At 46.1% G+C, this 24,979-nt stretch carries 23 protein-coding genes; 7 read left to right on the forward strand and 16 right to left on the reverse strand.

The window, feature by feature from the left end; translation table 11 throughout:
• The 8 genes from mmsB to L5L91_RS02230 form a co-directional block, all read right to left on the reverse strand.
• The gene (gene mmsB, locus L5L91_RS02195) at window positions 1-903 is read right to left on the reverse strand and encodes a 3-hydroxyisobutyrate dehydrogenase (protein WP_263235577.1); all 903 of its coding nucleotides are present in this window, start codon (window positions 901-903) and stop codon (window positions 1-3) included.
• A gap of 134 nt (window positions 904-1,037) precedes the next feature.
• Window positions 1,038-2,207, reverse strand: coding sequence for an enoyl-CoA hydratase/isomerase family protein (locus L5L91_RS02200; RefSeq protein ID WP_028760562.1), 1,170 nt, complete (start codon window positions 2,205-2,207; stop codon window positions 1,038-1,040).
• Window positions 2,207-2,980 (reverse strand): enoyl-CoA hydratase, encoded by a 774-nt coding sequence (locus tag L5L91_RS02205; RefSeq protein ID WP_011789976.1) that lies wholly within the window; start codon window positions 2,978-2,980, stop codon window positions 2,207-2,209. The genes L5L91_RS02200 and L5L91_RS02205 overlap by 1 nt, the downstream gene beginning before the upstream one ends.
• A 59-nt stretch (window positions 2,981-3,039) precedes the next feature.
• A complete protein-coding gene (locus L5L91_RS02210) occupies window positions 3,040-4,197 on the reverse strand; it encodes an acyl-CoA dehydrogenase family protein (protein WP_113938930.1) in 1,158 nt (385 codons plus the stop codon).
• 88 nt (window positions 4,198-4,285) lie between these two features.
• On the reverse strand, window positions 4,286-5,785 hold the full coding sequence (locus L5L91_RS02215) for a CoA-acylating methylmalonate-semialdehyde dehydrogenase (protein ID WP_105249702.1): 1,500 nt from the start codon (window positions 5,783-5,785) through the stop codon (window positions 4,286-4,288).
• A 138-nt stretch (window positions 5,786-5,923) separates the two neighbouring features.
• The gene (locus L5L91_RS02220) at window positions 5,924-7,114 is read right to left on the reverse strand and encodes a thiolase family protein (RefSeq protein WP_263235578.1); all 1,191 of its coding nucleotides are present in this window, start codon (window positions 7,112-7,114) and stop codon (window positions 5,924-5,926) included.
• Between the two features lie 290 nt (window positions 7,115-7,404).
• Complete coding sequence (gene metA, locus L5L91_RS02225) at window positions 7,405-8,346, reverse strand: homoserine O-acetyltransferase MetA (RefSeq protein ID WP_028760567.1); 942 nt, start codon at window positions 8,344-8,346, stop codon at window positions 7,405-7,407.
• A gap of 70 nt (window positions 8,347-8,416) precedes the next feature.
• Window positions 8,417-8,836, reverse strand: coding sequence for a YbaY family lipoprotein (locus L5L91_RS02230; protein WP_173245790.1), 420 nt, complete (start codon window positions 8,834-8,836; stop codon window positions 8,417-8,419).
• 117 nt (window positions 8,837-8,953) lie between these two features.
• Here L5L91_RS02230 and L5L91_RS02235 point away from each other — a divergent pair, with 117 nt between their 5' ends.
• On the forward strand, window positions 8,954-9,697 hold the full coding sequence (locus tag L5L91_RS02235; RefSeq protein WP_028760569.1) for an SDR family NAD(P)-dependent oxidoreductase: 744 nt from the start codon (window positions 8,954-8,956) through the stop codon (window positions 9,695-9,697).
• 99 nt (window positions 9,698-9,796) lie between these two features.
• On the opposite strand, the gene ompW is transcribed toward L5L91_RS02235, so the two are convergent.
• The 8 genes from ompW to phhA form a co-directional block, all read right to left on the reverse strand.
• Window positions 9,797-10,444: an outer membrane protein OmpW gene (gene ompW / locus L5L91_RS02240; protein WP_028760570.1), complete on the reverse strand. Its 648-nt coding sequence runs from the start codon at window positions 10,442-10,444 to the stop codon at window positions 9,797-9,799.
• Between the two features lie 756 nt (window positions 10,445-11,200).
• On the reverse strand, window positions 11,201-11,857 hold the full coding sequence (locus L5L91_RS02245; RefSeq protein ID WP_263235660.1) for a nucleotidyltransferase family protein: 657 nt from the start codon (window positions 11,855-11,857) through the stop codon (window positions 11,201-11,203).
• A gap of 52 nt (window positions 11,858-11,909) precedes the next feature.
• A complete protein-coding gene (locus tag L5L91_RS02250) occupies window positions 11,910-12,200 on the reverse strand; it encodes a hypothetical protein (protein ID WP_028760572.1) in 291 nt (96 codons plus the stop codon).
• A gap of 86 nt (window positions 12,201-12,286) precedes the next feature.
• On the reverse strand, window positions 12,287-12,937 hold the full coding sequence (maiA, locus tag L5L91_RS02255; protein WP_028760573.1) for a maleylacetoacetate isomerase: 651 nt from the start codon (window positions 12,935-12,937) through the stop codon (window positions 12,287-12,289).
• An 87-nt stretch (window positions 12,938-13,024) separates the two neighbouring features.
• Window positions 13,025-14,011, reverse strand: coding sequence for a fumarylacetoacetate hydrolase family protein (locus L5L91_RS02260; RefSeq protein ID WP_263160641.1), 987 nt, complete (start codon window positions 14,009-14,011; stop codon window positions 13,025-13,027).
• Between the two features lie 384 nt (window positions 14,012-14,395).
• Window positions 14,396-15,934, reverse strand: coding sequence for a transcriptional regulator TyrR (gene tyrR, locus L5L91_RS02265; RefSeq protein ID WP_113938940.1), 1,539 nt, complete (start codon window positions 15,932-15,934; stop codon window positions 14,396-14,398).
• Window positions 15,935-16,202: 268 nt separating this feature from the next.
• Window positions 16,203-16,541: a 4a-hydroxytetrahydrobiopterin dehydratase gene (locus L5L91_RS02270; RefSeq protein WP_263196492.1), complete on the reverse strand. Its 339-nt coding sequence runs from the start codon at window positions 16,539-16,541 to the stop codon at window positions 16,203-16,205.
• A 133-nt stretch (window positions 16,542-16,674) separates the two neighbouring features.
• Entirely contained in the window at window positions 16,675-17,475 is an 801-nt protein-coding gene (phhA, locus tag L5L91_RS02275; RefSeq protein ID WP_113938941.1) for a phenylalanine 4-monooxygenase, read from the reverse strand.
• A 321-nt stretch (window positions 17,476-17,796) separates the two neighbouring features.
• Between phhA and galU the strand changes: the two genes are divergently transcribed.
• The 6 genes from galU to L5L91_RS02305 all read left to right on the forward strand — a co-directional run bounded on the left by galU (window position 17,797) and on the right by L5L91_RS02305 (window position 24,932).
• Complete coding sequence (gene galU, locus L5L91_RS02280) at window positions 17,797-18,705, forward strand: UTP--glucose-1-phosphate uridylyltransferase GalU (RefSeq protein ID WP_263179498.1); 909 nt, start codon at window positions 17,797-17,799, stop codon at window positions 18,703-18,705.
• Complete coding sequence (galE, locus tag L5L91_RS02285) at window positions 18,705-19,718, forward strand: UDP-glucose 4-epimerase GalE (protein ID WP_263138117.1); 1,014 nt, start codon at window positions 18,705-18,707, stop codon at window positions 19,716-19,718. Before galU ends, galE begins: the two co-directional genes overlap by 1 nt.
• Window positions 19,719-19,810: 92 nt before the next feature.
• On the forward strand, window positions 19,811-20,293 hold the full coding sequence (napF, locus tag L5L91_RS02290; protein ID WP_263138116.1) for a ferredoxin-type protein NapF: 483 nt from the start codon (window positions 19,811-19,813) through the stop codon (window positions 20,291-20,293).
• 112 nt (window positions 20,294-20,405) lie between these two features.
• The gene (locus L5L91_RS02295) at window positions 20,406-20,855 is read left to right on the forward strand and encodes a polymer-forming cytoskeletal protein (protein WP_263160646.1); all 450 of its coding nucleotides are present in this window, start codon (window positions 20,406-20,408) and stop codon (window positions 20,853-20,855) included.
• 318 nt (window positions 20,856-21,173) lie between these two features.
• The gene (locus L5L91_RS02300; RefSeq protein ID WP_113938944.1) at window positions 21,174-22,148 is read left to right on the forward strand and encodes a LysR family transcriptional regulator; all 975 of its coding nucleotides are present in this window, start codon (window positions 21,174-21,176) and stop codon (window positions 22,146-22,148) included.
• 486 nt (window positions 22,149-22,634) lie between these two features.
• Window positions 22,635-24,932, forward strand: coding sequence for an OmcA/MtrC family decaheme c-type cytochrome (locus L5L91_RS02305; protein ID WP_168823156.1), 2,298 nt, complete (start codon window positions 22,635-22,637; stop codon window positions 24,930-24,932).
• Window positions 24,933-24,979: the final 47 nt, after the last annotated feature.

Below are 24,979 nucleotides of genomic sequence, written 5' to 3' on the forward strand. Positions count from 1 at the left end.
CTATTTTTTAAGTTGTGCAAATTGTTCAAAAATACTGGAAAAATCTCGGCGGCCATTGCCTTGTCTTGCATGATTCACATACAAGCTGCGGGCTAAAGCGCCCATTGGCGTGCTAGAGTTGCTCAATAATGCGGCTTCTTGGGACAGACCGAGATCTTTGACCATCAAATCTACCATAAAGCCACCCTGATAGCCCTTAGAAGAAGGCACTGTTTCCATCACGCCTGGGCAGGGATTGTACTTCTCTAGCGTCCAGTTTCCACCACTGCTGACCTTCATAATGTCGGATAACACTTTGGGATCGAGACCATGATCGACGCCCATTTGCAGGGCTTCGGAAGTACCGACCATCAACACAGATAACAGCATGTTATTGCAGATTTTTGCGACTTGCCCCGCACCTGGACCGCCTGCGTGGAAGATATTCACACCCATAGCCTTAAGTACGGGCTGCGCACGTTCAAAAGCGTTATCCGAGCCACCACAAATAAAAGTTAAAGTACCCGCTGCCGCGCCTGCCGTGCCGCCAGAAACTGGTGCATCCATAAATTCGATGCCGCTTTTAGCCGCTTCGGCCGCCACTAATTGTGCGCTTTGCGCATCGATGGTTGAACAATCGATGAGCAAGGTATCACCCGCAACCACTTCAAGTAGGCCTTTGTCTGTTCCATTGCCTAAATATAAGTTTTTTACATGCTTGCCCGCAGGCAGCATAGTAATCACCACAGTTGCGCCCGCCGCAGCGCCGCAGGCGGTACTTGATACTAAGGCGCCTTTTTCGGCCAATTGCTGCATAGCCTCGGGGACTAAATCAAAGACGCGAACCGTCATGCCTGCTTTTAATAAATTGGCCGCCATTGGGCCGCCCATATTACCTAAACCGATAAAGGCTACTGTACTCATGCCATCACTCCTGTGTTGTTCTTTTTAGTGTTGTGATAATGCTATCAAATTGATTATGTTGTCATTATCACAGAGTAAAGCGAGCTTAGCTAAGCCGATAAATACAGCGCTTAGCCAACTCGGCCCTTAAACGCTTAACTCAGTTGGTTAAAGGGATGCGCCTCGCCCCATGGGGAAGCCAATATTTGCTCAAGTACCGCTGTGGGTACTGAGTTAACATCCTTAAAACGCCATTGCGGTTTCTTGTCTTTATCAATCAAGAGTGCACGAACGCCTTCGCAGAAATCACCGTGGGCACACACGTTAACACTTGCGGTTAACTCCCATTTGAAACATTGAGCTAAGCTAAGCTTAGTCCCTAACTGCCCTTGGATATAGACCAAGTGCCAGCTGATAGGGCTACCCGCAAGGAAGGTGTCCCGCGCTTTCATTAACCACTTTTCTTCCGATACCAGAGTTGACATGCGTGCTGCAATATCCTGCAGACTGCCCGCCATAAGCCTGTCGATTATGTCTTGGCTTTCGGCTAATACACTGTCGCCCTTAGGAATATCCACTTGATTAGACAGCTCGTTGATCATGCTATCTAAACGTTGATGATTAAGAGCTGGCGTATCACTCCAATCTAAGGTTGCCATGGCATCAAACATCAGCTCTTTGTCGTCGCGGTTCAGGTAATGATCCGCAAGGCCCACATAACAGGCATCGGCGGCATTGAGTTGATAGGCGGTCAATCCCAAAAACAATCCCATCTTGCCCTGCATACGATTAAGGAAATAACTGCCGCCCACATCGGGATACAGGCCGATAGTCACCTCAGGCATAGCGATACGCGAGGTTTCGGTAACGACTCTGTGGCTCGCGCCCGCCATCAAACCGAGGCCACCGCCCATGACAATGCCATCGCCCCACACCAACACAGGTTTGCCAAAGGTATGCAGTAGATAATCGAGGCGATATTCCTCTTCGAAGAAAACCTTTGCTTCCTCAGTCACTTGCCCATTAGCGGCAATGGAAGCATGGTATAAAGCGCGCACATCACCACCAGCACAAAATGCCTTCTCACCGCTGCCATCTAATACGATGCAAGCGATAAGGGGATCTTTCTTCCACAGATTAAGCTGCGCCGTCATAGCGCGCACCATGCCTAAATCTAAGGCATTGAGGGCTTTTTCCACATTGAGTGTGACCACACCAACCAATTTGCCAGAAGCAGTGGCTAAGGTTTGAAAAACCACATTTTGTGTGGTCGTGACCTGATTTGCGACATGCTCGACCACGTCATTATCTACTACATTCGTCATTAGCGGTTTCTCCACTCAGCTTTACGTTTCCCTAAAAACGCATTCACGCCTTCGGCCTGATCTTCAGTATCAAATAATCCGACAAATAACTCACGCTCAATCGGTAGCGCTTGGCTACGCGCCATAGTGCGCCCCGCTTGAATAAGCGTCTTACACGCAGTCACGCTGCTTGGGCTTTGATTCGCCACTTTGACGGCTAAGGCAATTGCCGCATTAAGCGCTTCGCCAGTATCGACCACTTCTTCCACTAAACGTAGATTCAATGCCTGAGTCGCATCGATACGCTCGCCGCATAAAATCATCCGCTTAGCCCAACCTTCACCGACGAGTGCGGTCAGATTTTGAGTGCCACCCGCACAGGGTAATAAACCGACCGTCGCTTCGGGTAATGCCATTACAGCTTGAATTTCGGCGATACGAATATCGCAGGCCAACGCGACTTCTAAGCCGCCGCCCATGGCATAGCCGTTAATCGCGGCAATCGACACACCGCGGAATTGGCTTAAGGTTTCAAAGGCTTCACCAAAATGCTTGGCCATCGTTGCCGCATTACCTTTGTCACCATCACTAAACAGTTTTAAATCGGCGCCAGCGGAGAAGAACTTTTGCCCTTGGCCCGTTAACACTAAGGCGTAAATCTCTTTATTGGCATTCAGCTCAAGCACTTTGGCTTTAAGCGCCTGTAAACTCTCGGCAGTCCAAGTGTTGGCTGGCGGATTGTTCATGGTCAGAATCGCCGTGTGGCCTTCGATACGTTCAACTAAATATTCCATCTTTATAGACTCCTTTTCAGTTATCGCCGACCTGTAAGTCATGCATATTGCGAGTTGAATTACAGGATTTGTCCTGCATTTTCATCGAGTAAACGACGGGCGATAATTAAGCGCATAATTTCGTTAGTGCCTTCTAAAATCTGGTGTACACGCACATCACGGAAATGACGTTCCAGCGGGTACTCCCTTATATAACCATATCCACCATGAATTTGCAGCGCCGCATCGCAGACTTGAAAACCCACATCAGTGGCAAAGCGTTTCGCCATAGCGCAATAAGCCGTGGCCTCAGGATCGCCACTATCGAGTTTAAATGCCGCAAGACGCACCATTTGGCGGGCTGCGACTAATTCTGTCGCCATATCGGCAAGTTTAAATTGCAGCGCTTGGAAAGCCGCTAACGGTTTACCAAATTGCTGACGCTCATTCATATATTGAGTTGCGCGCTCTAAAGCCGACTGCGCCGTACCCACAGAACAGGTAGCGATATTGATGCGACCGCCGTCTAAGCCTTTCATCGCGAAAGCAAAACCTTGGCCTTCTTCACCGAGCAAGTTCGCTACTGGCACGCGCACGTTTTCAAAGGTGATTTGACGGGTCGGCTGGGCATTCCAACCCATTTTATCTTCAGCTTTACCATAAATAACGCCAGCGGCATCCGCCGGAATCGCAATGGCCGAAATCCCCTTAGGCCCAGCTTGACCCGTACGGCACATCACGACTAAAAGCTCAGTGGCGCCCGCGCCTGAGATAAACATTTTCGAGCCTGAAATCACATATTCATCACCGTCGCGCACCGCTTTGGTTTGCAAAGATGCGGCGTCCGAACCCGCACCCGGCTCAGTTAAACAATATGACGCTAACATCTGCCCTGTGGTTAACGGCTCGGACCAAGTCTGACGCAGGGTTTCAGTGCCCCAAGTCGTCACCATCCAAGTCGCCATATTGTGAATGGTCAGCATGGCTGTGGTTGCAGTGCAGCCCTTGGCAAGTTCTTCAAAAATAATCGAGGCATCGAGGCGCGATAAACCCATGCCACCTTCGGATTCTGGCGAATACAGAGAGCAAAAACCTAGCTCACCGGCTTTTTGGATCACGTCTTTGGGGAAATGATGTTCTTCATCCCACTTGGCGGCGAACGGGGTTAATTCTTCCGCGGCAAACTGGCGCGCAAGATCGGCAAACTGACGTTGGTCATCGTTGAAATTAAAATCCATTTGGCTCTCCTATGACTCTGTGGTCACTTTTTTATTGAATAAATTGGGCGCCGTAATGACGCCGAGGTTTATCGATTAATCACCGAGCTTAGCGTAAGTTAATGCTCATATTTGGCGTTGAAGCTACGGCGATATCGGACTCAAACCAGCGGGAAGTGATGGTCTTGGTCTCGGTATAGAAACGCACCGCTTGCTTACCGTAGGCATGTTGATCGCCATAGAAACTGCCCTTCCAACCGGTAAATGAGAAGAAAGGTAATGGCACAGGAATAGGCACGTTAATCCCCACTTGGCCGACTTCGATTTCATGTTGATATTTACGGGCAGCGGCACCGCTAGCGGTAAAGATAGACGTGCCGTTGCCATAAGGGCTGGCGTTAACTAATTCGATGGCGGCTTCTAAGGAGTCTGATTCCATACAACACAGTACAGGGCCAAAGATTTCTTCCTTGTAAATGCTCATCTCAGTGGTGACTTTATCGAACATGGTTGGGCCAATCCAATTACCGGATTCATAACCTTCCACGGTAAAATCGCTGCCATCGAGTAAACACTCGGCGCCTTCGGCTTTACCTTGGGCGATAAGTTTAAGCACCCGCGCCTTAGCTGCAGGGCTGATAACTGGACCATAACCCGCTTCTTTATCGTCCCATAAACCTGGGCGAACTTTGGCTAACGCTTCTTTTAATTCTGGGATCCACTCTTTAGCGGCACCAACAAACACGGCAACCGAAATCGCCATACAACGCTGACCCGCCGCGCCAACAGAAGCGCCGACTAAGTTGTTGATCACTTGCTGTTTGTTTGCATCAGGCATAATCACGCAGTGGTTTTTCGCGCCCGCAAAGGCTTGCACGCGTTTTAAGTTATCGGTACCTGTTTTATAAATATATTGACCCACAGCCACAGAACCGACAAAGGAAATGGCTTTAATCGCAGGGTCTGCCAGCAGAATATCTACGGCAGTTTTGTCGCCATGCACTAATTGCAATACGCCCTTAGGTGCACCCGCCTCAACAAACAGCTCAACCAGGCGCTGCGGCGTCATAGGGTCTTGTTCAGAAGGCTTTAAAATGAAAGTGTTACCGCAGGCAATCGACAATGGAAACATCCATAACGGGATCATCGCAGGAAAGTTAAATGGCGTAATACCCGCACACACACCGAGTGGTTGAGTGTAACTGTAAGTATCAATTGAACGCGCGACGTTCTCGACAGTTTCACCCATCAATAATGACGCTACGTTACAAGCATGTTCAGCGACTTCGATACCGCGCCATACATCGCCCTTGGCATCTTCAAAGGTTTTACCGGTTTCCTTTGCAAGAATGGTCGCCAGTTCGTCGTGATGTTCTTTTAGCAGATGTTGATAACGCAACATGACGCGCGCGCGTTCAGACACTGGCACTTCTTTCCAGGTTTTAAAGGCCGCTTTGGCGCTAGCAATCGCAGCGTGAACTTCTTCGCTAGTGGCAGCATTAATCACAGCAATCGGCGAGTTATTCGCGGGATTGGTGACAATAATCTGTGATGTGCCCGTACCTTGGATAAACTCGCCGTCAATGTAATGCTTTACTTGTGTGGTCATGTTGCAATCCTTTCCTTGTAGAGTGATGGGCTGGCGGTGCGATATTATGATTATCCTCAAGGGAAGTGATTGTGATTGCCCTTGCCAGCCCCGTCTTGTTGATTTAACTAAAACCTGATTTGACAAAAACCTTTGCGATTAGACCTCAATGGCCATCGCTGTTGCTTCACCACCGCCGATACACAGCGAGGCGACACCGCGTTTAAGGCCGCGGGCTTTTAAAGCATGGATTAAGGTCACTAGTAAACGTGAACCCGAGCAACCAATAGGATGACCTAAGGCGCAGGCGCCGCCATTGACGTTAACTTTAGCCACATCTAAACCCAGTTCAGACACGGCAAGCATAGTCACCATGGCGAAGGCTTCGTTGATTTCAAATAAATCGACGTCATCCGTTGACCAACCCACATTAGCCAGCAATTTCGCCATAGCGCCAACCGGTGCAGTGGTAAAGAGTGAAGGCTCTTGGGCGTGGGTCGTGTGGCCTTTAATGGTGGCTAATACTGTTAAGCCTAAACGCTCAGCTTCGCCGCGAGAGGTCAGCATCAATGCCGCTGCGCCATCGGAAATAGAGCTAGAGTTAGCCGCAGTGATAGTGCCATCTTTGGTAAAAGCTGGGCGCAGCGTCGGAATTTTTTCAGGGCGGGCATTACCGGGTTGCTCGTCGGTATCGATAGTCACATCACCACGACGATCGCTGACAGTAACTGGGGTAATTTCGGCTTTAAAGGCACCCGAGTTAATCGCGGCATTGGCTTTTTCGAGCGAACTTAGCGCAAAGGCGTCCATCTGCTCACGAGTGATCCCAAATTCATCGGCGGTTTTCTGGGCAAACGTTCCCATGGCGCCGCCAGTATAAGCATCCTCAAGACCATCTAAAAACATATGATCGAGCACTTTGCCGTGGCCCATGCGCATGCCGCCGCGGGCTTTATCCAAAAGATACGGCGCTTGGCTCATGCTTTCCATACCGCCAGCGATCACCACTTTTGCACTGCCCGCTTTAATCAAATCGTGGGCTAACATTACCGTCTTCATGCCTGAGCCACAGACTTTGTTCACTGTGGTCGCACCAACGGATAAGGGTAATCCCGCACCCAAAGTTGCCTGACGCGCAGGCGCTTGACCTAAACCAGCGGGTAATACGCAGCCCATCAAGACTTCATCAACATGCTCACCCGCTAATTGAGTCTCCGCCAACAAGCCCTTAATGGCTGTCGCGGCTAAAGTCGGTGATGCAACAGATGACAAACTGCCTTGAAAACCACCCATAGGGGTGCGTTTAGCGGCAACAATAACAATATCTTGATTTAACGCTTCAGTACTCATGCAGGCTCCAACCCAAATTGACCACAAGGCCTAGTGCTAGCCTTGGGACGTTTAATAAAATCGACAATAAACCACTCTGACGTTTACGCGAACGTAAAGCAAGTATTCCTTGGTCTAATGTGTCGATTTTATCGGGTGAAAATTGTCAGTAAGGATTTACAGCGAGGCAGGGATTAAGCGCAGTCAAGCGTGGACAACAGAATCTAAGGGAGAGATAAATTAAGAGCTTTTGGGTATCAGCTTAGGTCACATCCATGTGACCACATCACTATAAAAGGCTAAAAAAAACCTTAGCGCGATTCCCACGGCGTCATCGCCGTCATATCACTTAAGTCATAAGGCGTTAACTGGTAAACGTAATAATTGAGCCAATTACTGACCAACAAACTACCGTGGCTGTGCCAGCGGGCAATGGCTTCGGCTTCTGGATTATTATTTCGATAATAGTTTTGTGGCACATTTGGCGTTAAGCCTTGGGCTAAATCCCTATGGTATTCATCGTTTAAGGTCGATTTTTGATATTCAGGGTGCCCCATTACAAACAAGTTACGGTTATTGCGACTTAATACCAAATAGGCCCCGGCTTCATCGGACTGCGCTAACACTTGCAGCTGCGGGTGTTGCCTAATTTCTTCCACATCCATCTCAGCAAAACGCGAATGGGGTGCAAAGAACTCATCATCAAAACCACGTAACAGTGGGAAATGCTGACAAGTGCGCCTATGTACAAATACGCCAGAACGCTTCTGTTGCAATATTTTTCGATTTAAACCATAGAGATGATACAAGCCCGCATGAGCTGCCCAGCATAAAAACAACACTGAGGTGACATGCTCTTGGGACCAGTCGATGATTTCACGGATATGATCCCAATAAACCACATCTTCGAAATCGATTTGCCCAAGCGGCGCGCCCGTGATGATAAGACCGTCGTAATTTTTATGGCGCACGGCTTCAAAATCACGGTAAAAAGTATTCATGTGGTCGATGGAAGTATGCTTGGACTCTTTGTCGTGAATGCGCAGTAAATCCACATCGACTTGTAAAGGCGTGTTGCCCAGTAAGCGCAATAACTGGGTTTCAGTCTCGATTTTGTTCGGCATCAAGTTCAAAATCAGCACCTTCATCGGCCTGATATCTTGATTCGCCGCCCGCGTCTCGGACATAACGAAAATATTTTCTGACTCTAACACCCCTGCTGCGGGCAGATGATCTGGAATTCTAACCGGCATACCGCGCCTCTTCTGTTCGTAAATACTAACGGATTCGGCGCGTATGTCAGCTCACTTCTGAGCGAGCTAACTAGCCACCGACTTTCTCTAGCAGTATCGTCATTGGCTCAGTGGAATTGAGATCAATGTGATAGGCTTGAGTATTAATAAACAATAACTTATCACCCAACATAATCCGGGCACCTATGGCATAAGTGTGACCGGGTTGGAACTGATCGCTACCAATCGCAAAACTGAATGGCGCGGGTGTCGCAGCACCTTGTTGCACGCGCTCCGCCATCACTATGGCTGGCACATCCATTTTTGAGACATCAAGCAGTTGCACTATGACCTTAGCATCGGCAGGTAAGGCTATCCGTTCGCGATATAAGGTCTCGCCTTTTATCTCAACGATAGCATTGGGTGTCGCACAACCCGATAACACCCCCATTACGGCCATTAATGCTAAGGCTGTTAATCTCAACGCGCTTAAACGCAACCATTTGTTCATTTTGTTTCTCCTAATCATACATAAAGACTTCTAGATGTCCATACGCCCAAGCTATAAATCTTGTCTTGGTGAACATAACTTTCTATCATAAGCCACCATTTCGTTGCCGAAAAATCTATGACCCAAGCAACTGCAATCATTGTGGGAGCTAGCTCACAATTAAGTCGTGAACTTGCAAAGCAATTGGCAGATCAACAGGTTGAATTAGTCTTATTCGCCCAAGATCCAGAATCACTGCGCGATTTTGCCTTATCCTTGCCAACAAAAGTACAAGTTTTTGCACTTCAAATTGAACAACCTCAAGCCATCATCAACCAACTTGAATCAGTCTGGCAAACTCTTGGCGGCGCGCACTTAGTCTTAGTTAATACAGGCCTCAATAGCTATGACCCCGAGTTGCCTTGGCTACCGGAGCAAGACATTATCGATGTCAATGTGCGAGGTTTTGCTGCCATCTGCAATACGGCATTTAGACTATTTCGCGAGCAAGGTTATGGACAACTGGCGGCAATCAACTCGATTGCGGGCCTGCGCGGCGGGCCGAGTGTGGCCTATCACGCCTCAAAAGCCTTTGGCCAGAATTACCTTGAGGGCTTAAGTATGCATGCTCAGCGCCTTAAGTTACCGATTACGATTACCGATATCCAACTTGGTTTGCTCGATAAAGCCGCTATGCAGCAAAGTGCAATGTGGCTTGCACCATTGCCACAAGTCGCAGCGCAAATCATCAAGGCAATGAAACAAGGCAAACGCCGCGTCTATGTGACCAAACGCTGGCGCCTCGTCGCTTGGCTTACTGTGTTATTACCCGAATTTATCTATAACACTCGCCACTGGAAAGCTAAAAAGCCAAAGCGCTAAATCGGCTTAGCCTAAGTGGAACAGAACATGGCGCGATAAAAAGTGCAGAAACGAAAAAGGAGCCTAAGGCTCCTTTTTTACGCTTATCTAATCAGTGGATTAGAAAGTGTAACCCACGCTGACCATATAAACCCATGGGTTGATATCAGTGTCGATAACCACAGTGTCGCCCGCTAATTTAAACTTCACGTCACTGCTAATTTGTGCGTACCACACTGAAGCGTTCACTAACCAGTTTTTGTTAACCTGATAGTCAACACCTGCTTGTGCCGCTAAGCCCCACGAAGTGCTCATGCTCAAGTCAGTTAACGCACCATTTAAATCGTTGGTGAACTCATTGTCGAAGAAATTAGTATAGTTAACACCGACACCCACGTATGGACGTAATTTAGATTGCGCATCACCAAAGTAGTACTGCGCCACTAAAGTGGGTGGTAAATGTTTAGTTTCAGCAATCTTACCTACGCCAGCCAAAGAAACATCGTGGCTAAAAGGTGTGGCAGCTAATAACTCAACCCCAAAGTTATCTGTCAGCATGTAGCCAAAGTTTAAACCCACTTGAGTGTTATTGCTGATTTGGAACTCGCCGTTACCCGCAACATCATCACTTGATTCATTTGGCGCAACAACTACAGCACCCGCACGAACGATAATGTCACCCGCTTGGTGAGCCGATACAGAGGCAGAAAAACCAGCGGCTAAAAGGGTGGCAGCGACCAGTGTAGAAACAGTGTTTTTATTCATCATCATACTCCATATGTACAACATAGGTTTTTGTTTTGTATTACATCCTTAACAATTGACGCCTACACTGCCAGAGATATGCGGCTGATTTATTGATCCAAATCAAAGTGAGTGAGCAATACTCACTTATAGGTACTGCACATGGGAGCTGAGTCACGAAATTCAAACATTTATTGATAATACCCCTTTGTTTTCTGTGAGCTAAGTATTGTATTAGCCATCACTAATGACTTCCGCAAGTGGTAGTGACCAATAACACCATAAACATTTTAGTAACAATGAAAAGCACTTAACTAAGAGGTTATTTGAACATTAAGTTCAAATTATTGAGACGAGTTAAATGATACCAATCACATTAAATATCTAATCAGTTCAGAGCCTCACAGGCATCTCAATCCAAGGCGCATTGACGCAAAAATGGTTATTCCCTTTTAAGTCAATGCAACACCGGAGTGGGATGCCTGTGTGGCTCCCGAAGGGCGGCTGATGTTAACGGCATGGCAACGCGCTTTATACTGCGTTTAAGGCTTTCGACAGAGCACCACTATGTCTTCAAGCCTTCGCCTTGTCTAAAGCGCGTTGAACTCCCGCTGAATGAACAGATATTTAATACGATTGGTATTAGGATAAAAACAAAAAATGGACAAATAAAAACGGCTTGAGGATGATACCTATCATGTTAGATAACTAGATTGCATGGAATGATAGTGTGAGGCGGTTAAGTCAGTTTTAGACTGAACGAATAAGAAAGTGAGAAGATTAGCTTGAGTAGCAACACGTAAGCAAAGGATAGCGAGTTAGCCAGCCCTTAGTCGCGACTCTGTGATGAAACACTGGTAATGATCGCTTTGGATTGGCGCTCAATTTGAGGGCAAACAGAGAGTTCAGCCCAAAGGGAACCACCAGCTCAATACCGTAATGCGTGCAATGATGATCAGTCTCTGCATCTACCTGAGTATCTGTCTCAACATGAGATTTTAAACCCACCCCAACCGCGGTTTCTAACTCTGGCCAATGAGCCATAGCATCAATACAAGATGTGTAAGCCATGTCTTGATTGCGACTATGCATGCGCGCCTGATTCTTAACCGACCAAGGTAACTCAGGGGCAAGCTGATGAAGATAGGTTTCAATCGCCAGATCCCGCTCAGGGCTAATATCTAAAGGGCAAAAATAGATCAGATCGATATCGTTCAGTGGACTCAACTCAAATTCGTGCAAGCGATCCCAGACTAAATTACGGACAAATCCCGCTGCCAGACACCACTGCGGCATTGAGTGTACTTTGGCACATTGAAGCGCGAGTTCAAGCGCCCTCACTCGCTCGCAGTCTTGAGCTATCCATTCGAGTAATTGATGCTCTAGCGCTGCTTCACTCATTGCATCATTCATAACATTATTCGTAGCAACACTCATAACAGTATCGCCCGCTTCAATATCAGATAAAAACACGGAAAAGACATTAGGCTTACTCCACTTCGCCATCGGTTTCTGAGCACTTTACGACCTCATGACAGAGTAAATAAACGAGACTATAAATCGGTGCCATTACCGCAAAACAAATCCAAAACCCATAGACATCTTTGTCTAGCAGATTAACGCTAACAGTAAAGATGGGCATGAACAGTAGCATCCATTTTATTACATTGAGTTTGTACAGTATCGGCTTATCACAATGGCAGCAGCGTCCTTCCTTAATCGGCACATCCTTAGCGCCGAGTTTACCTTTGCAATACGGACATTTTTTACTGAAAAGCATTTAAACTCCATCGCTGAGATTAGACTCGCAAAGCAAGCCTCATCATCCATTCTTTCTATTCGTAAAAACCGTATCCGCGCAATTCGTTACACCGCATCCGCTTGGCGCTCTGGCGCAGCATTGGCAAAGGCTTCTAGCTGATTACACTCGGCCCACACGCGCATGATATTGGGATAAAGCGTTAAATCCACATTAAAACGCTGGGCGTTATACACCTGCGGCACTAAACATAAGTCGGCTAATGTCACGCCATTCCCAAAGCAATAACGACCGCTATGCCGTGTTAACAAGGTTTCTAAGGCCGTAAAACCACTTGCGACCCAATGGTGATACCAAGTATTTTTAGCGGTGTCATCAACACCTAAGGTTTGCGTTAAATACTGCAATACCCGCAAGTTGTTTAATGGATGGATCTCACAGGCGACCGTAAGTGCCATAGCGCGCACGTGGGCACGTTCAAGAGCCGATGCAGGCAGTAATGGCGACTGTGGATGTATCTCATCAAGATATTCGATAATCGCTAAAGATTGCGACAAGGCATCCACATCCAGCTCATCATCCACCACTAAGGTTGGCACTAACTCTAAAGGATTAAGCGCAATGTAGGCCGCTTTATGTTGCTCGCCGCCATCACGTACGAGATGCACTGAAAACTGTTCGGCTGAAATCCCCTTGAGATTAAGGGCAATACGAACCCGATAGGCTGCACTGGAACGCCAATAACCGTAAAGTTTCATATTTTCATGTCCTTATAAAAGTCAGTATAAAAACGGGGCAATTAAGCCCCGTTAGTTTAAGTCGGTGTCGCCCTTTAAGGGAAAGCCTTAGGCTTTGTATTCAACCACTTTTTGATCGATAGAACCAAAAATGGTTACATCATTATCATCGAGCATTTCGATGCGCACTGTGTCACCAAAACGCATAAATGGCGTAGTGGCTTTGCCTTCGGCAATCACTTCTAACATACGTTTTTCCGCTAAACAGCTCGAACCTGCGCTACGGTCATAGTTAGAAATAGTACCAGAGCCAATAATCGCGCCTGCGCCCAATGGACGGGTTTTTGCAACATGCGAAACTAACTGACTGAAATTGAAGGTCATATCAACGCCTGCATTCGGACGACCAAATAATTCACCATTTAAATAGGTGATCAGCGGTAAATGCACTTTCGAATCCTCCCAACGGACACCCAATTCATCCGGTGTCACAGCCACAGGCGAAAAACTGCTCGATGGTTTAGATTGGAAAAAACCAAAGCCTTTCGCCAACTCACCAGGGATCAAGTTACGCAATGACACATCGTTAACTAGCATCAACAATTTAATGTGCTTAGCTGCATTGTCAGTGCTCACGCCCATAGGCACATCATCGGTAATAACCGCAATTTCAGATTCGAAATCGATACCCCAGTCTTCATTCGCCAATGGGATATCCGCTTTAGGGGCAATAAAGCTGTCTGAGCCACCTTGATAAAACAACGGATCTGTCCAAAAGGTTTCTGGCATTTCTGCGCCACGGGCTTTACGGACTAACTCAACGTGATTCACATAAGCGCTACCATCGGCCCATTGGTAAGCACGCGGTAATGGCGACAAGCACTTAGCTTCGTCGAACGCTTGCGCGTTATCTAACATGCCTTCATTTAACGCATCGTACAATTCTTGCAATTGCGGTCTCAGTAAATCCCAACCATCGAGTAATTGCTGCATAGTGTGGGCAATGGCAGGAACGGCAACCGTTTTAGTGAGATCGCGGCTGACTAACATCAACTGACCATCACGACGACCATTGTTATAACTTGCAAGTTTCATATTGGCTCCAGTGCTCTTCGGCTAGGTGTACAATTTTATTGTGCTGGAAAACGCGCGTCGTCACCCAGCTTATATTCGGCGATTTAAATCGGACTTTTTGACTCATTAAGGGCATACACGTTACGCAGTCCGCGCCAACGAGGCGTGCTCTGTTACTTGCTTTAACGTATTTGTTGCGCGTAGAAATACCCGATGCAGCTCAAGATTCCTATAGCGTGACCAAAATCACATTTAGGTTAATTATTTCACATTTTGTAAACTAATCATTACGTTTATAACCTAGTTACCGCTTATCAATATCTCGGTAAGCAATATGCCTGAAAAGTCGGCAACTAAGTGGAACGATACTGTTACATTGACTGTGTCAACCCAACGAGACTCTGACTAACGGCGCTTGGCTATCTTGTATTCACGCAGTTTATTAGCAATAGCTGTGTGTGATACACCTAGCTTTTTCGCCAACTGGCGAGTGCTCGGGTAGGCCGGATATAATCGACGCAACAAACTCGCTTCAAACTGCTTCATTGCATCGTCCAGATTGCCCTCAAACTCATTATCAAAGTAACCAAAACCTTCAGCATATGACGGCAATTTCAGCTGTTCTACCGTCAACTCGGCCGAGCCATCCCACATAGACACGGCTCTAAATACCGCGTTCTTTAATTGGCGTACGTTACCTGGCCAAGCGTAGGTGAGCAAATGATCGCGGCACTGGGCCGAAATCCGCCGAACAGGGCTAGACAACTGTTGACTGTAATGTTCGAGGAACATTTCCGTCAGTGGAATAATATCGACTTTACGCTCGCGTAAGGACGGAATGTGATAACTCAGCACATGGATGCGATAGTACAAATCTTCCCTAAACTCGCCGGTTTGGCATAGTTCAGCTAAATTTTTCTGGGTCGAGCAAATAATTCGTACATCAGCACGCACTTCTTCATCGCCCCCTATGCGTCTAAAAGTGCCATCTTGCAATAGCCGTAGCAGCTTAACTTGAGCCGCCCTAGACATTTCTGCCACTTCATCGAGAAATACAGTGCCCCCCTTAGCTTCTTCAAAAAAACCTCGTTTGACGACTTTGCCCTGACTGACGTAACCGAATAATTCTTCTTCGGCAGCGCTGTCGGGTAGAGCGGCGCAGTTGATGGCGATAAAAGGTTTTTCACGGCGCATCCCCGCATCATGGCTAGCTCTGGCCATTAATTCTTTGCCAGTACCCGTTTCACCCGTGATCAACAAAGGTGCATCGAGCTGGGCCATACGCCGCGCTTGCTTAAGCACTTCCTTCATCTTGTCACTGCTGGCTAATACATTTTCAAAGCCAGTGGTTTGGTTCTGCAGCGCGTTAAACTGTTTTCCAACGCGCGCAGGGGATTTCAGCGACACCACAGCACCAACCAAGATAGTTTTTTCATCCTCATCGGGTAGGTAAATCGGCAGCATTTCCGCTAAATATTCGTTTGGACCGATTTGAACTCGCGCCGCTTGTGGCAATACTTGTGCTTCACTCAACCAACGGCTGAAGTTAAAACCTTGCACCCAATGATTAAGCGACTCTTCGAGCACTTCGTGCTCACCCATGCCGATATTGAGCAATGCGGACTCATTAACGATACGGATACGAGCCTTGGCATCGATAGAAAAAACGGAGTCGGGTAAGGTTTTGAGCAGGGTTTTAAGGGCGTAATGTTCTTGCTCTGAGGGCATAAATGACACCGTACGCACATCGTGGACACTTTCCACTTTGCGGATCTGCGGCATCAAGGCACTCAAGGTTTCAAAACTGATTTCGGCAAATTGTAAGTACAGGAATCCTTGGTTACTGGCATCAATGGCAATTAAATTAATACCATAACGCTCTAACACGACTAAGATATCTTTGGCTAAACCAACACGATCCTGACAGCTGACTTCCAAGCGCATAATGACTGATATTCCCTTTTTTGATTTGAATTTTGGGGATAAACCGTGCAGAGCTATTTTTCGCCTTAGGCTTTACAACAAAAATAACGCTTGCTAGGCAAATCGTTACCTTTGACGAAAACGTCAGCGATGAGGGGAAATAGCAGAGCCCGTATACGTTAGAAGGTTAAACTGAAAGTGGCAAGCCTAGTTTACAGTTGAATTGTAACAGGAAGAAAAAATCAGCATCATAAAACACATTAAGATGCTGATTAAATTGATTAAATAATTAACCTAGTAACTGGTCTGTCTTGGCGGCCATGATGAAGTCATTCTTATGTAGCCCCTTAATGGAGTGCGACCACCAAGAGACAGTCACTTTGCCCCATTCAGTGAAAATGCCTGGATGGTGGAATTCTTCTTCCGCTAAATCCGCCAGCTTATTCGTGAATGCCATCGCCAGTTTAAAGTTTTTAAACTTGTAGACGCGCTCAAGCTGCATTACGCCGTCACGCACTTGCACGCCCCAGTCAGGGATCATACGAATAAGTTCTGCCAATTCTTCATCGGTCACTTTTGGTGCATCGGCTTGGCACGCTTCACATTTCATATTCGATAACGCAGTCATACATACTCCTGTTGGCAACATTAATAGGGATATTTAGTTGCACTTTACTCATTACTTATTAATTACTTAAATCACATGACTAAATTAGATGGCGACTCAAATGACACATCAAAAACCATCCATCGAATCGAGACTAGCTCGCCTTGGCTTTGGGAGGATATTTAGGAGCAAATAAACCTAACTGACGTGCCTTAGTGACATAACTCATGATGTCCATTTTGGCAATTTCATCAAGCATATCAATGTGCTCAATCACATAATAAATCGGCTGCATAATATCAATGCGATATGGGGTTCGTAGCACATTCAATAAATCAAAGGGCTGACGTTCTGGCACGTCACTTTCCATTGCATATAAAGTTTCACCAGGTGAGCTTAAAATACCGCCACCATAGATACACAAGGGGCCATCTTTAGGCTGTAGCAAGCCAAACTCAACCGTAAACCAGTATAAACGCGCTAAAAACACCCTTTCTTCTTTGCTGGCATTTAAACCTAATTGGCCATACATATGTGAAAAATTAGCAAATGAAGGGTTGGTGAGCAAAGGGCAATGACCAAAGATTTCATGAAAAATATCAGGCTCTTGCAGGTAATCAAACTCTTCCTTACGGCGTATGAATGTCGCCACAGGAAACTCTTTATTGGCCAGTAGTTCAAAGAAACGGCCGAAGGAAATAAGCGCAGGTACGGCTGCCGTTTTCCAGCCGGTGGTCGCTTGCAATACAGTATCAATTTCAGTAAGTTGCGGAATACGATTCTTTGGCATAGCCAAGGCATCTAGCCCTTGCAAATACTCCTTACAGGCACGGCCAGGCAGGTTTATCGCTTGACGGGCATAAAGCTGGCTCCAAATCTCATGTTCTTCTTGCGGGTAGTTGATAAACCCTGTGTCATCAGCTCTATGAGCGATGTACTCTGTTCCTTTCGTCATAGTCTTCACTTAGTGGCTAGCGCTCATGGAACCATAGTGATCTAAGCCTTTAAATTTGTTAACTCCCTCACACTTTATTCTTGCACCACTACTGTGACGTAAACGTAAAGCAAATATTACAAGGGTATTAAAAACGCCATGCAAGTGCACATCACCCATGCTGGATTAGATGCACTGTGCTACCTTTGCTAAAACTTACGTCGACTTCGCTGTAAAAATACTTAAATATCCTAAGTTTTCAGCGTTTCTAAATAGCTTTTCTGTGCAGGTCATTTACAATATTGGCCATTAACCGCATCTCCTTGACCTAAAAGGTTCGCAATGAAACAACATCAAATTCGTAAAGCCGTTATTCCTGTCGCAGGCCTAGGCACTCGTATGCTTCCAGCGACCAAAGCAATTCCAAAGGAAATGTTACCTGTTGTCGATAAGCCATTGATTCAATACGTAGTCAGTGAAGCTATCGCGGCTGGGATCAAAGAAATTGTACTCGTGACCCACGCCAGTAAAAACTCTATCGAAAACCATTTCGATACCAGTTTCGAATTAGAAGCCCAATTAGAACGCCGCGTTAAACGTCAGTTACTTGAAGCCGTACAATCCATTTGTCCTAAAGATGTAACAGTGATCAGCGTGCGCCAATCTCAAGCTAAAGGCTTAGGTCATGCGATTTTGTGTGCTAAATCTGTCGTCGGCGATGCACCATTTGCCGTATTGCTACCGGATGTGATCATAGATGAAGCCAGCTGTGACCTTCGTACCGATAACTTAGCCGCTATGGTTGCCCTGTTTGATGAAACCCAAGTCGGTCAAATCATGGTGGAAGGCGTGCCACATAACGTCGTCAACCAATACGGTATTGCCGATGTGAATGGTCATGATTTACAACCGGGTGAATCTGAGCCATTAGTCGAACTGGTTGAAAAACCCTCTGTAGATGAAGCGCCATCTAACTTAGCCGTTGTAGGCCGTTATGTTTTACCAGCCAGCATTTGGCCGCTACTGGCTAAAACCCCTGCGGGCGCAGGCGATGAAATTCAATTAACTGATGCGATTGCGATGTTAATGAAGCAAGAAACCGTAAATGCTTACTACATGGAAGGTAAGAGCCATGACTGTGGTAACAAGCAAGGTTATATGCGTGCTAACGTTGAATATGCCCTGCGCCACAGCGAAATCGGTGAAGATTTTGCGCACTATTTAAAAACCGTAGTAAAAGGAATTAAGTAATGACGATTTTAGTGACCGGTGGTGCTGGCTATATTGGCACCCACACAGTAGTAGAACTGCTCAATGCTGGTAATGATTTGATTGTATTGGACAACTTGTCTAATTCAAGCATAGAAGCCTTAAACCGAGTCGAGCGGATCACTGGTAAATCGGTTACTTTCTATCAAGGCGATATTCTCAATAAAGCGTTATTGCAGAAAGTGTTTAACGATCATGCTATTAATTCAGTTATCCACTTTGCAGGATTAAAAGCGGTGGGAGAATCCGTCGCAAAACCCCTGAAGTATTATGAGAATAACGTTACGGGTACGCTTATCCTTTGCCAAGTCATGGCAGAATTTAAGGTAAAAAATCTCGTGTTCAGCTCATCGGCAACAGTGTATGGCGATCCCGCAAGTTTACCGATCACCGAAGACTTTCCCACAGGGGCAACAAACCCTTATGGTCAGTCTAAGTTGATGGTTGAACATATACTGGCAGATGTACACAATGCCGATCCGAGCTGGAATATCGCCCGTCTGCGCTATTTTAATCCGGTTGGCGCCCATGCCAGTGGTTTAATCGGCGAAGATCCTAACGATATCCCTAACAACTTGATGCCCTTTATTGCGCAGGTTGCCGTGGGTAAACGCACCGCCTTGAGCGTGTTTGGTAATGATTATCCGACTCACGACGGTACCGGCGTGCGTGACTATATCCATGTCGTGGATTTAGCCAATGGCCATTTAAAAGCGCTTGCAAAATTGGCCACTAAACCTGGTCTAGTGACCTATAACTTAGGCACAGGCCAAGGATATAGTGTATTAGACATGGTTAAGGCCTTTGAAAAAGCCTGTGGTAACACCATTGCCTACCAAATTGCGCCACGTCGCCCAGGGGATATTGCCGCCTGCTACGCCGATCCAACCCACGCAAGGGAAGATCTTGGCTGGCAAGCGACTCATACCCTAGAAGATATGGCCAACAGTAGCTGGCATTGGCAATCAACCAATCCCAATGGTTATAACGGCTAATAACTTGAATGGCTTGTGGAAATCTCCCAAGCCATTTTTCTTTATCCCTCTAAATACCGTCGCTTTACATCATTAACCACCCGAGGAGCAACATGACTCAAAGTATTAATCACAGCCGTCGCAGCCTCTTTCGCCGGCGTAAAGATAATGCGATAAGGCCGCCTTGGGTACGTGATGATATCGAGTTCACCGATGTGTGTACCCGTTGTTCCGCCTGTCTTGAGGTTTGTGAAACTCACATTATCATCAAAGGTGATGGCGGATTTCCTGAAGTCTCCTTTAAGGACAATGAGTGCACATTTTGTACCCTGTGTGCTAAGGCTTGCCCTGAAAATATTTTCGATTTGACTCAAGCACCTTGGCAATACCAAGCCCATGTTCAAGAAAGCTGCTTAACCTTTCAAGGGATCTGGTGCCAAAGTTGTAAGGATGCCTGCGAACCAAGAGCCATCAGCTTTGTGCTCAGTATTGGTCAGGCTCCGAGCCCCAAAATAGACCTTGATCTTTGTACTGGATGCGGTGCCTGCGTAGCTCCTTGCCCTAGCAAAGCCATTGAGATAAAACGACCAACTTGATAGAAACACTGTAATTGCATTAACACATGCCGAGCTGTGCTTCTCCTGGATTTTAAGCTAGTATCGCGCCTCTGTTGAACTCAGTTAATCCCTTCTCGAATTAAGTTAATTTATGATGATGTTTGTAAAAAAACTGTTTTTCCCGCCTAAAAAAAGTACCTCTTTTAGCTTTATTGCTCGAGGCACTAAACTCACGGGAAATATCGAATTAACAGGCGACGTGCTTGTTGGCGGTGATATCCAAGGTCAGTTGCTTTCTGAGGCCAATATCACCATAGAACAAGGCGGTATAATTCAAGGTGAAGTAAAGTGCCATGAATTTATCGTCGATGGGCACTTCAAAGGCAGACTCATTTGTGAGCGTTTAGTGATCCAACGTAATGGTGTTGTCGACGGCGAAGTGGCAAGTACCTCAATGCAAATCCTTGAGGGTGGCCAATTTATCGGGATGCGGATTAAAGAAGATGCACCAACCATTTATTCCCATGCAATAGGCCATACCCCAACAGCAGATCCACTCAACTTACCGTCCGTGCAAAACGACGTCATAGAATCTCATTAATCCGAAATGCATCACTATCGTTTGCTCGCCGCCTTAGGTGAGCAGACTTTGACTCACTCTTTTAGCTCAATCATTCCTTATCGCTCGACGCTAAACATAGCGCCTACTCATCTAACTCTCCCCAACTCTCCCCTTTACAATGGTTAAATAATTGTTATTTTGCCGAGAGGGATCACAGTTAATCCGCATGCTGAATGTTAATCTTGGCAGTTAGTATCCATGATATTTGATCGCGGTGGTTCGGGTAATCGCAAGGACACAGAACTCCCCTAATAGCGCCGCAAAAACATTTAAGACTCATACAGGGCAAAATACAAAATGAGCAACTTATTACTAAAACAGATCTGTGAACTCGATGTTTTTACCTTGCTTGTATTTAAAAGTATTTTCGACACTGGGCACGCAAATAGCGCGGCCAAAGCGCTAGATGTTTCTGCACCCAAAATAAGCCGCTGCCTCAATGCATTACGCCTAACCTTTAACGATGAACTATTTTATCGTCGTCAACAGGGGCTTAAACCGACGCCTTTAGCAGAAAGTCTCTACGTTGCTATTTGCCAGTTTACTGAATCGGTTTATCACCTCGAACAATCTGCGATCCAGATACAAAATGCGGCCATCAATACCGACTTACCGCTGCATATCGCTGCTTGTAATGGCCTGCTAAGCTTTTTAGCGCCTCAGTTAAGTACTCCTGAACTTGCCCAAAAGCTAGGACAAATACGCTTACATAAATGGCAGGAAAATAGCGCTGAGTTGATCCACGCAGGTGCGCTTGATTTTGGGATTACGTTTGAAAGTGCTGAAAATAAAGAATTAAGTTACACCAAACTTGGCTCAATCAATGGCATTTATATCGTTGCAGCCAAGCAACACCCACTTTGGGACGTTGAGACGAATATTACCTTAGAGCAAATTTGTCGCCATCCGTTTCTATTTCAAGAACTCAAGGGCTTTAACAGTAAAATCGATCCCTTAGAATTATTTTGCCAGCGCCAAGGTATCTTACTGCCTACAGTAGAGAAAGTGATAGACAGGGAGGAATGGTATGCCCATCTATTAACCATGAAGAGTGTGGCTTTTTGTTCTAGCATTGATATGCACACAGTTAAACATATGCCCGGATTACATCTCGAGCGCCTTAGCGACACAGAGCTTAATAGACTCCACGAAACTATGATGGCGCCACATTATTATCTGATTGAGAAACCTGCAGTTCATCGGCGTTACAGCCAAAGCCAGTGTGATCTCGTCGTGCGCTCCTTACTTGCCGCACTCGAACCAGCACACTAATACAAAAATAGATTACACACTAAGTTCATCAACCTAGCTTACATCATGGATGTTAAGTGGGTTAAGTGGGTTAAGTGGGTTTACTGGGCTATACTTCTATTTATCCAAGGCACAATTCAATCACTTGAAAATGCCATATCGTCCCCCCTATCCTCGCTCTCTTATCCCATTGCTTTTGTGCTCAAAACCTTAAGATAACGACTTAAGACTCAGGCTCTCTTAACATCGTTCATTTTGCTTAACCGAAAATGAATTCATCATTTCGACCTAAGTTTAAAGATTGAAATTGTGATACACATCATAGGCTAGCGGCTTAATTTCACTATTTAAAATATCAAAATGCAAAGTTTAGAATTACCATTCACAGGTGTTAAATCATCGTTCACATATCAGATACAAATTTGCAAATACCACTTTATAAGTAGATGAATCCTCCTATATTAGAGGCACTGCACACGCAGTCTTATAGATAGAAAAAGGGACGCGATGATGAAAAACTACAATAAATCTCTACTGGCACTGGCTCTCGTCAGTACCTTAAGTCTTACCGCCTGCGGGGACGGAAGCGATGGTCAAGATGGGGCACCTGGCACACCAGGTACACCCGGAACACCAGGCACTCCCGGAACACCAGGTACACCCGGAGCCCCTGCGGGTTCCTTCGCAACGACAGCTCAATCCATTACAGATCTGGCATTCACGTTAAGTCCTGCCGACATTAAAGTGACCAGCAGTGAAGGCTTCAGTGTTAAATTTACTGTTACGGGTAAAAATGCAGGTAAAGTAGTCCCTTTCAAAGGACTGGATAAAATTGCAATTTATTCTTTAACAGCAAATGAAAACACCTCAGGTACTGGCGCGCCGATTGAGTGGCAAAATAATGCCACGGCAAATGCCGCTGGCACTTCGTTAACTTGTACTCTAAACGGCCTGAACGGAACTAAAAACGCTTGTACTTTAACCGAAGATACAGCGACGCCAGGCACTTACACAGCAACTTGGACTTATGGTGGCGCAGCGCCAATCATTAATCCAAATGATAATCCAAACGCAGTACACAGAGTCTTTTTACGTGCTTACAACATCGCCGATAGTACTGGTGTTGTCCTATCTGACAAGATTTTGTCTGTACCCGTTGATTTTATCCCTGCAACAGATGAATTAGGTGTATCGGGTAAAGACACAGTATCTAGTGCGGCATGTAAAAACTGTCACGGTGAAGTAGACGGCCATATCGCGAAGATTGAAGCCCACCATAACTACCAAGATGTTAAAAACTGCGTAACTTGCCATAACCCTGATCTCGTTCCAAGTGACGCACAACTGGCCGAAGGTTGGGTATTTGATTTTGCTCCCATGATCCACAGGATCCACGCAGGTCATCACATCAGTGACAGCTTAAGTGGCGAAGCAAAAGAATATTTCGGTGAAGTTGGTTTCCCATCTGATTTGAAAGAATGTAAATCTTGTCATGATGGTGCACCAAGTTATAACACCAATATTTACGCGCAAGCTTGTGTGGGTTGTCATATCAATGTGAACTTCACAACTGGCGAAAACCATTCAGAATTTGGTTTAGCCCAAGCTGATGATACTCAATGTAAATCTTGCCATGGCAGCGGTAGCTTAACACCTGAAGCTGTACACAGTGTCGGTAAACGCGCTGAGTATGCAAGCCTATTCAAAGTTGACTTTACCAGTGCAGCAGTAGTGACTTCAGCAGCACCTGGAATGAAAACATTGACATTAAAAGCCAATGTGACCATGAATGGCGCTGCAATTCCTAACGGAACCGATTTAAAAGTGTATAACGCGACAACTAACCCTACAGGTATGTTTGTGGCTAACGGCTTATTACTGGGTAACGTAACCACTGATGGTACTGTTTACGCTTGGAGAGATGTCAAACCAACAGCAATCGCTCTTAAGCTTGAAAATGGTACGCTGGCAGATGGTGTATTAACCTTCGTAAAAGATATTCCCGATGCCCAAGCTGTTGGTACTATCTACGTCAGTTCAGAAGCCAACGTCTGTATCAAAGCAGGTAAAGTGAGTAGCTGTAATGCCACAGGACTTGAATTTGGCCCAACAAATCCAATTGGTAACACTGCTCCTGTTAAATTCTATAGCTTAGATGCTTCTGCAGTAGTTAAAGCTCGAATGACAGATCCTGCTCGAATTACCGTAGAAGAAGCAAAATGTAACGCCTGTCACGGCACCTTAGATTATATCAAGGGCACCAGACACGGAACTTACACTTTTGATCAATGTATGAACTGTCACAACGATACAACTGGTGCATCAGGCCATAAAACAGTGGTTTCTAAAGGTGAAGACGGTAGCAAAGTCATTAATCCAGAAGTCACTTTCAATAACAAAGACTTATTCACCGTCGCCCACCGCTTCCACAGTGGTAACTTTGATGTTATCGCAGGGATCTTCCGCGATGCCAATGGTGAATTAGTCGGTTATCCATCACCAGAAACTGCATGTTCTGCATGTCACAAAGATGATGCAAAACTGTTTGCGACTGACGGTGGTTTAGCCTCTGAGAAACGTTCAATCAAAGTGGGTAGCAACTACATTAGCCCAGTAGCTGAATCATGCCGTAGCTGTCACGCTCACTCTGATGCAGCGGCTGTCGCTCACTTTAGAAGCAACGGTGCTGTGGTTGAAGCTGACGCAATGACAGATCCTAACTTACCAGTAGAATCTTGCGCAACTTGTCATGCTGAAGGTAAAACCTACGGTGTAGATAAGGTACACGCAGAGGTAGCACACTAGTTCCTTTGGGTTGCCCCTGCACAACCCAAACTTTATCTCTGCAACTC

The sequence above is a fragment of the Shewanella sp. SM55 genome (assembly GCF_025654025.1).
GTDB classification, from domain to species: domain Bacteria; phylum Pseudomonadota; class Gammaproteobacteria; order Enterobacterales; family Shewanellaceae; genus Shewanella; species Shewanella oncorhynchi.